Source organism: Streptomyces sp. CO7, assembly GCF_053474865.1.
The window spans coordinates 339,594-347,399 of sequence record NZ_JBRIOU010000001.1 but is presented as its reverse complement, the minus strand read 5'-3'; the positions used below and the strand labels follow the sequence as shown (position 1 = coordinate 347,399).

At 69.7% G+C, this 7,806-nt stretch carries 6 protein-coding genes, 1 tRNA gene and 2 pseudogenes; 4 read left to right on the top strand and 5 right to left on the bottom strand.

The features are described from left to right. Positions 1–75 precede the first annotated feature (75 nt). Both ACOV8S_RS01615 and ACOV8S_RS01610 read right to left on the bottom strand, forming a co-directional pair. Complete coding sequence (locus tag ACOV8S_RS01615; protein ID WP_448315550.1) at positions 76–531, bottom strand: hypothetical protein; 456 nt, start codon at positions 529–531, stop codon at positions 76–78. A 202-nt stretch (positions 532–733) separates the two neighbouring features. Next, entirely contained in the window at positions 734–1,846 is a 1,113-nt protein-coding gene (locus tag ACOV8S_RS01610; protein WP_448315549.1) for an ABC transporter ATP-binding protein, read from the bottom strand. Between the two features lie 190 nt (positions 1,847–2,036). Between ACOV8S_RS01610 and ACOV8S_RS01605 the strand changes: the two genes are divergently transcribed. Further along, a tRNA-Thr gene (locus ACOV8S_RS01605) sits at positions 2,037–2,113 on the top strand. A 77-nt stretch (positions 2,114–2,190) separates the two neighbouring features. Here ACOV8S_RS01605 and ACOV8S_RS01600 read toward each other — a convergent pair. After that, positions 2,191–2,289, bottom strand: a complete 99-nt coding sequence (locus ACOV8S_RS01600) for an integrase (RefSeq protein ID WP_448315547.1) — start codon at positions 2,287–2,289, stop codon at positions 2,191–2,193. Between the two features lie 131 nt (positions 2,290–2,420). On the opposite strand from ACOV8S_RS01600, the gene ACOV8S_RS01595 reads away from it, so the two are divergent. After that, positions 2,421–4,058 (top strand): hypothetical protein, encoded by a 1,638-nt coding sequence (locus ACOV8S_RS01595; RefSeq protein ID WP_448315546.1) that lies wholly within the window; start codon positions 2,421–2,423, stop codon positions 4,056–4,058. Between the two features lie 143 nt (positions 4,059–4,201). Here the strand turns inward: ACOV8S_RS01595 and ACOV8S_RS01590 are convergent. Further along, positions 4,202–4,458: pseudogene (locus tag ACOV8S_RS01590) on the bottom strand (tyrosine-type recombinase/integrase); the annotation flags it as partial. Between the two features lie 381 nt (positions 4,459–4,839). On the opposite strand from ACOV8S_RS01590, the gene ACOV8S_RS01585 reads away from it, so the two are divergent. Beyond that, positions 4,840–5,193 carry a DUF1330 domain-containing protein gene (locus tag ACOV8S_RS01585; RefSeq protein ID WP_448315544.1) on the top strand — a complete coding sequence of 118 codons (354 nt, stop codon included), beginning with the start codon at positions 4,840–4,842 and terminating at the stop codon, positions 5,191–5,193. A 131-nt stretch (positions 5,194–5,324) separates the two neighbouring features. Further along, a pseudogene (locus ACOV8S_RS01580) lies at positions 5,325–6,093 on the top strand (hypothetical protein). Positions 6,094–6,439: 346 nt separating this feature from the next. Here ACOV8S_RS01580 and ACOV8S_RS01575 read toward each other — a convergent pair. Further along, the coding region (locus tag ACOV8S_RS01575) for an alpha/beta hydrolase (RefSeq protein WP_448315542.1) at positions 6,440–7,806 on the bottom strand (1,367 nt) is incomplete at its 5' end.

The window sequence follows — 7,806 nt, the reverse complement described above, 5'->3', positions numbered from 1 at the left end:
TGCCCCGCCCATGCCCCGCCGGCCCTCCGAGGGACCGCGGCGGGGCCGGGGAAGGTACGGAGCCCGGGCCGGTGGTCAGATCCCGGCCGCGGCCACCCCGGTGGCGAACGCGGTGTCGCACACCGGCCGCGAGAAGGACTGCGCCTTCACCGGCCCGTAGGTGCGGACCGCCGCCTTCCCGAGCGCACGGGCGATCGAGGCGCAGTGACGGGCCAGCGACGGGCGCTCGTCGACCGCCCTCTGGAGGTGGGTGAGGGCGACGCCCGGGTCCTTCTCCCGCATCTCGGTCAGGAGCCGGTCGCGCAGCACGTCCTGCGGAGCGGGACGGTGCCGGCCGGACACGCCCGCCGGCGCCTCGGCGTTCGCAGCGGCGAGCACCGGGTCGGCGGGCTCGCCCGACCAGTTCACCCGCGTGACCGCGAGCGTGCCGGAGAGGACCAGGACGACGGGGAGGACGAGGGCGAGCGTGCGGCCGATCCCGCGGGCGGGACCGCGGCCGGCGCGCGTCTGCTGGTTCGTGGTGTGCTTCACGCGAGTGAGGGTAGCGGGCGGTAGTTGCCCGGCGACATTTGGTAACCCTGATGGGTGACGTTTCGGTGGAGCATTCGAGTCACCGGGTTGACGCCGTGCCCGGAGTCAACCCGCCGCCCTCGTGCGCATGGGGGCCGATCCGGAACGCGCGAGGGCCCCGCGGCGCGAACGCCGCGGGGCCCTGCGTACCACTCTTCCGGGATCAGTCGGAGAGACGCTCGCCCGTGGAGGTCGAGAACACGTGGGTCTCGCCGGCCTTCGGGACGATGCTGAGCTTGGAGCCCTTCTCCGGGACCTGACGGCCGTTGACGCGGACGACCAGGTCCTTGTCCTCGCCGCCGACCCGCGCGGTGCCGTAGACGTAACCGTCGGCGCCGAGCTCCTCGACCACGTTGACCGAGACCTCGAGGCCGCTCTCCTTGGAGAGACCGCCGGCGCCGACCGGCACCACGTCGAAGTGCTCGGGGCGGACACCCACGGTCACCGTGGAGTCGCCGCGGCTGGTGGCGGCGGTGATGGCCTCACGGCTGACCGGCACCACGGTGTTGCCGAACTTCACGCCGCCGTCGGCGATCGGGACCTCGACCAGGTTCATCGCGGGCGAGCCGATGAAGCCGGCCACGAAGAGGTTGGCGGGACGGTCGTACATGTTGCGCGGGGTGTCGATCTGCTGCAGCAGACCGTCCTTCAGCACGGCCACCCGGTCGCCCATCGTCATGGCCTCGACCTGGTCGTGGGTGACGTAGACGGTGGTGATGCCGAGGCGGCGCTGGAGCGACGCGATCTGCGTACGGGTGGAGACACGGAGCTTGGCGTCCAGGTTGGACAGCGGCTCGTCCATGAGGAAGACCTGCGGCTCACGCACGATGGCGCGGCCCATCGCCACACGCTGACGCTGACCACCGGAGAGCGCCTTGGGCTTGCGGTCCAGGTACTCGGTGAGGTCGAGGATGCGCGCGGCCTCCTCCACCTTCTGGCGGATGACGTCCTTCGGCACACCGGCGATCTTGAGCGCGAAGCCCATGTTCGCGGCGACCGTCATGTGCGGGTACAGCGCGTAGTTCTGGAACACCATGGCGATGTCCCGGTCCTTCGGCGGCAGGTGCGTGACGTCGCGGTCACCGATGCGGATCGCGCCGCCGTTGACGTCCTCGAGACCCGCGAGCATGCGCAGGGAGGTGGACTTGCCACAGCCGGACGGGCCGACCAGAACCAGGAACTCGCCGTCCTGGATCTCGATGTCGAGCGCGTCGACGGCGGGCTTGGTGCCACCCGGGTAGATCCGGGTCGCCTTGTCGAACGTAACAGTGGCCATGGTGAGGGCCCCCTTCACCGGCAGGAACGTGCCGGACGATCCGTAGTGGAAGGTGGATGTCGAGTCCGGCGGACCGGACTGCAGGGACGTTAACCCGCGGGACCGCCGAAAGTCAGCAGTTGCCGGAGGAGAACTTCGCAACAATTGCCGACGGGGCCACCCGGCCCGATGGGTACACTGCTCGGGCAGCGCCTCCTTAGCTCAGCTGGCCAGAGCACCGCTCTTGTAAAGCGGGGGTCGTCGGTTCGAACCCGACAGGGGGCTCCAGGCAGGACGAGGCGAAGGCCCCGGACCGATCATGGTCCGGGGCCTTCGACATCCACGCCTGACCGCAACGAGGGCGGTCACTCACGGGCGGGCCGCCGCTTCAGCAGCCGGTGCATGCAGCTGATCGCCGCCCGCCGCGTGTCCTGCACGACGTGCGCGTAGACGGTGATCCGCATGCTGATCCGGCTGTGTGCAGATGTGTTCCAGAACGGCCGGCGACCCGCGGTCCGTCCCGGTGACCGCGACGTACAATCCGCTTCGCTCCCGAGCGCTCCGCGCTCTTCACAGTCTCGTGGGGGGACTTCACGTGAGAAAACGATCCCTGGCACTCGCCTGTGCCTTTGTGGCGACAGGCGTCCTGCTGGGCCCGGTGCCGGCCGCGCACGCCGCGGTGGCACCCGTGCTGTACACCGTGGGCGGTGACGGGCCGGCCTCCGGCCTGGTCTCGGTGTACGCCTCGTCCGACAGCGCCATCACCTCCATCACGGCGCGCCTGTACGCGCCGGACTCCGCCGCCGGCGACCCGGAGGTCGCCGAGGTCAGCGACTTCACCCGCACCTCGGGCACCGACCAGCAGGGCGGATGGCTGACCAGCACCCCGCTGCGCCTCGCCGACCTCGGCGTCTACCGCGTCATGGTCGACCTGACCGACGCCGACGGGGACACCACCACGGCTCAGGGCACCTACGAGTACCGACTCGAGGCGAACCTGACCGACCTTGAGGCCACACCGCGAAACCCTGACTACGAGCACCAGAACGTCACCGTCACGGGCGGCTTCACGGTCACCGACCCGCGCACCGGCGAGACGACACCGGCAGCGGGCAAGCAGGTGGACCTCGAGATCACCAACGAGGCCGACGAGACGACCACGACCGGCGCCGACGGCCGTTTCACCGCCACCTACACCGTGGACGACCCGTCCGCCGCCTACGTCAACGCCTGGCTGCGGCTGGACGAGCCCTGGTACCAGTCCAGGGCCAACCAGAGCGCCGAGGTCCAGGCCGTGCAGTCGCAGACACGTGTGACCCTGGACGCCGGCAACGTGTACGTGAAGGCCGGTCAGCCGGCCGCGGTCTCCGGCACGGCCGAGGTGTACGTCGGCGGAGCGTGGAAGCCACTGGCCGGAGCCGTCGTCGACGAGGTGTGGGACGACGGCGACGGAGGATCCGGCGTCGCCTCCCGGCCCGTCACGGGCGCCGACGGCCGCTTCACCGGAAACCTGACCGTACCGAGGTCGGGACAGGTCGCGGTGCGGGTGCGCACCGGGACGTACCTGGCGTACAGCGACTTTCAGACAGTCCACGTGTACGTGGCGGGCAAGACGTCCATCACCGGCTTCACGGCGACCTTGAACAAGTACTCCGAACTCACCGCCAAGGGCCTGCTGAACACCGGACAGCGGATTCCCTCGGACGCGGTCAACAAGGTCGAACTCCAGTACTCGGCCGACGGCAGGACCGGCTGGCAGACAGTGAAGACGGTCACGCCGGGCAGCGGCGACCCAGACTTCGGCGCACCGTTCAAGGGCACGTTCGACGGGCCCTACAAGGGCTACTACCGGGCGCACTTCAAGGGCAGCCGCGACTTCCAGGAGTCGTACAGCGCGGTCGTGTACGCCAAGCGCACCCGCACCCGGATCACCGACGGCAATGCCTCGCCCGAGCCGGTCCACAAGAGCCGCACGATCACCTACAAGGGCAAGCTCCAGCGGTACACCTCGGGCGCCTGGAAGGCCTACGCCGACCAGAAGGTGAAAATCCTCTTCCGCCCCAAGGGCTCCAGCACCTGGTACGACATGGGCAACACCTACACCCGCTCGGACGGCACCTTCAGCAAGGGCTTCACGGCCTCGAAGGACGGCACGTGGGTCGCGGTTCTCCTGTACCCGAACAGCACCCACCTGGTGAGCTCGGGGCGCGAGGACTACGTCGACGTCATCTGAGCACGAGCACATGCGGTAGGCCGCCCCGGACATGGCCGGGGCGGCCTTCGGCTCAACGCGAAGGGCCAGTCCCAGAGGCGTGCACCTCTGGGACTGGCCCTTCGGCGTGACGGTCGTCGTGCCATACACGTTCGACACCGCCGTCAGAATTTGCCGTCACCACCCAGGCGGCGGATCCTCGCTCCGAGGCGGTCGGCGATCTCGCGGTCACGGCCGTCGACCATGTGCCGGTAGATGAGCGCGGCCGCGGGATGCTGTGGCCCATACGCGGCATCAGCTCGCGTGAGCTCGCCCCGGAGGCCGCGAGCGTGTTCCCGGTGTGCCGGAGGTTGTGGAAGTGGGCTTCCCCGGTGATGCCGGCGGCGGATCGTGCCTTCACCCAGTCGTCCCGGAAGTCAGTTCCCGCGCGCCGAGACGGTCGACCGTCTGGCAAGGGCTTCCGGGGCGTTAGACGTGCACGTCCGACGTCGACGAGGGCGGCTTGCTCACGGGCGGCGGCCGCTGCAGCACTCGGTCCATGCCGCTGTTCGCCTCCAGCTGCGTGTCCTGCACGACGTGTGTGCAGACGTCCAGGGTCGTGCTGATCCGGCTGCGGCCGAGGATCTCCCGCACCACACGGGGCGCGACCCAGGAGGGCGCGGTAGCGGATCCCGGTGGGCGGCGGTGAGGGAGTCGAGTGTCTGAGGAAGGAGCTCCGGCGCTTACCTGAGAGGTCATTGTGGAGGGTGACGGCCCTGGCTACGTTTGCGGCGTCCTACCGGAGCGAACGAGGGAGCCGGACGTGCCTGCATACGGTTTCGCGCACTTACGAGATCGTCGCCATCACCCGGACGTACTCGAGTACCTCACACGTATTCAGGGCACCCTAGACCCATTCCACGGCCGTTTCCTGATCCACGGCCCGCCGACGGCGGTGGTGGAAGGTAGCTGGCCGGGCAGCATGGTGCTGATCGAGTTTCCTGGCATGGCCGAGGCCCGCGCTTGGTACGAGTCTCCCGAGTATCAGAAGATCTTGAGGCTACGGGCCGACCACATCGATGGAGACCTCGTCCTGGTCGAGGGCGTCGGTCCCGATTACGACCCGCGAGTACGTGCGGAGAAACTCCAGGCCGAGACGACCGGAGAGCACGCTTAGTGCGCGCTGCGGGATCGTCCACTGCCCTCTTGTGATGTGCCGGTGTGCAACCCCGTGGGGTCGCCGGGTGTCTGCAAGGCGCTGGAGGGTTGAGCCTTCGTGAGCACTTCGGTACGGAGTTTGAGGATCAGGTGGGGAAGCAGGTCTGGAGAGCCGTCGTGGCCGGTGGTGCGGCGGTGGTGTTCACGGTCGTGGCCGCGGGGCAGGCCGGGGCGGCCGAGGGCGGGGTCTCGTTCACCCGCGTCCAGGTGAACGGCGGCAAGCCGATCGTGATCGGGGTGTCGAAGGAGGTCTCGGTGCCCGCCTCCTTCCGGATGGCGACCACGGAGGCGTGGGAGTACCCGAGGGTGTTCCTGTACCGCGGTGCCGTGAACGATGGCGATCAGTTGTGGCACGTCATCGAGGGCAGCGACTGCATCAAGGTGAGCGCGGGCGTCTGTCACTTCAACGAGACGATCTACTTCGACCCGAGCGAATACGACATGCGTAACAGCGAGGCCGGGGCCTGAAGGTCGGTGCCGAGGTGTTCTTCAAGGGCGACGGCGGCGACGCCGACGAGGGGCAGAGACGACGTACGTCAAGCGCAACTCCCGCCTGACCGTCAACGCCTCGCCCGAACCGGTGGCCAGGGACCGGACCATCACCGTGACCGGAAAGGTCACGCGGGCCGACTGGGAGACCAGGAAGTACGCCTCCTACGGGGGTCGCCTGGTGAGCCTGCAGTTCAAGCCCACCGGCAGCACCTCGTACACCACGGTGAAGAAGGTGTGCGCGAACAGCTCGGGTGACCTCCGGACGACCGTGAAGGCATCCACGACCGGCGCCTGGCGCTGGGCGTATTACGGCAACACCACCACCGGGCCGTCCACGTCCTCCGGGGACAACGTCGTGGTGCAGTGATGTCCGCGGCGCCGGCGGCCTGGTAGGGGCCGGTCCGCCGGTGACGGGCACGGGACCGGCGCGCCGCGGACCGTGCGGGGGTGCTCCACGCGACGTGGATCGCCGGACGGAGGAGAGAAGTGAAGCGCATCGAGTGCGCGGACTTCGCGGCGAGCTCGGCGCCGGTCGGGGACTGGCGAGGGGTGCCGAGCGAGCTCTCGGGGGCTGCGGAGGACCGCCGGGCCGGACCAGGTCGGCGGCGGTGCGGGGTGGCGACGACAGCGGTGAGCGTCCCGAGGGGACGCTCACCGCTGTGAGCCGGGCCGTCCTTCGCCCGGCGGGAGCGGCTGGGCCCTTCCCGGCCCGGTCAGACGTTGCCGAGGGTGAACGACTCGGAGACGCCGATGGTGGAGCGGCTTGCGACGAGCGGGCTCGTTCCGCCGTTCCCGGCGGTGACGTACAGGTTGTTGACCTGTGCCCGCAGGCTGATGGAGCCGTCGGAGTTGTTCACGCGCTGGAAGGTTTCCCAGGGCCCGACGCTGGTGCGGTTGGCGACGAGCGATCCGCTGCCGGCGTTCTCCGCGCAGACGTACCGGCTGTTGACACGGGCGCGCAGGGCGACGGCTCCCCCGCCGAGGTCGACCAGGTCGAAGCGCTCCCAGTCGCCGACGGTGGCGCGGTTGGCGACGAGTGGGTTGGCTCCCGCGTTCTCGGCGCAGACGTACTGGTTGTTGGCCCGGGAACGGAGGCTGACCACCGACCCGGTGGGGGGTGACGACGGAGTGAGGACGGCTTCCCAGCTCGTGGTGGTGGTGTTGGAGGTGGCGTCGGTGGAGAGGCGGTCGCGGGCGGCGGTGTCGGCGTAGAGACTCCAGCGCATCCAGTCCACGTAGGTGGCCACGGTCTGGGTGTGGTTGTAGCCGCTCCAGATGTACTCGTCGTGGCGCGCGCCGCGGTGGGTGAGGAACGCCTTGGGCGCGGGCAGTTCCGCGTACGCCTGGCGGGCGGAGGAGTACTGGCAGGTGGGGTCCTGGTCGCCGTGGACGAACAGGACCTTGGCGGCGACCGTGCTGCCGGGGTTGCCCATGTCGACGCAGGCGAAGGGGACGGCGGCGGCTATCCGGCTGTCCGGCCAGGCGGTCAGCAGGCCGTGGGTGGTCATGCCGCCCAGCGAGTGGCCCGCGACACCGACGCCGGACCGGGTGTCGAGGTGCCCGGCGAGCGGATCGCCGGCCGTGGCGTTCAGGGCGAGGGTGTTGGTGATCACCTGGGAGACGTCCATGGACTGGTTCCCGTTGTAGACGTCCTGGATGTTGCCCGAGGTGCCGCTGGACGTGGTCGGGAAGACGGGGGCCGGGACGACGAACCCGGCCTCGGCCAGGGGGCGGATCAGCGGTGCGTAGCTCTCGGGGTTGCCGCCGAGGCCGTGGCTGAACTCGACGATCGGGAAGACGCCGTCGGCCACCGGGGCGTTGACGACCGGGTTCCCGCCCGGCGTTCCCGTCGCGGGGTAGAAGATCCGGGTGGTCAGCCGGCGGCTTCCGCGTGACCAGGCGTACTCCCTCACCCCGATGGCGAAGCGCTGGGTCGGCGCGGCTGCCGAGGCGGACGGGGAGGCGGTTGCGGTGGTGGCGCCGTGCAGGTGGACGGCGGCCACGGCTCCGGCCGCGCCGAGTCGTAAGAGGGTGCGTCTCTTCATGGCCATGGTGTGCTCCTTGTCGGGGAGGGAGGGAG

Excerpts from the sequence above, each read along its gene's own strand:
- ACOV8S_RS01610 (WP_448315549.1), bottom strand. The coding sequence starts at position 1,846 with ATGGCCACTGTTACGTTCGACAAGGCGACCCGGATCTACCCGGGTGGC.
- ACOV8S_RS01600 (WP_448315547.1), bottom strand. The coding sequence starts at position 2,289 with ATGCGGATCACCGTCTACGCGCACGTCGTGCAGGACACGCGGCGGGCG.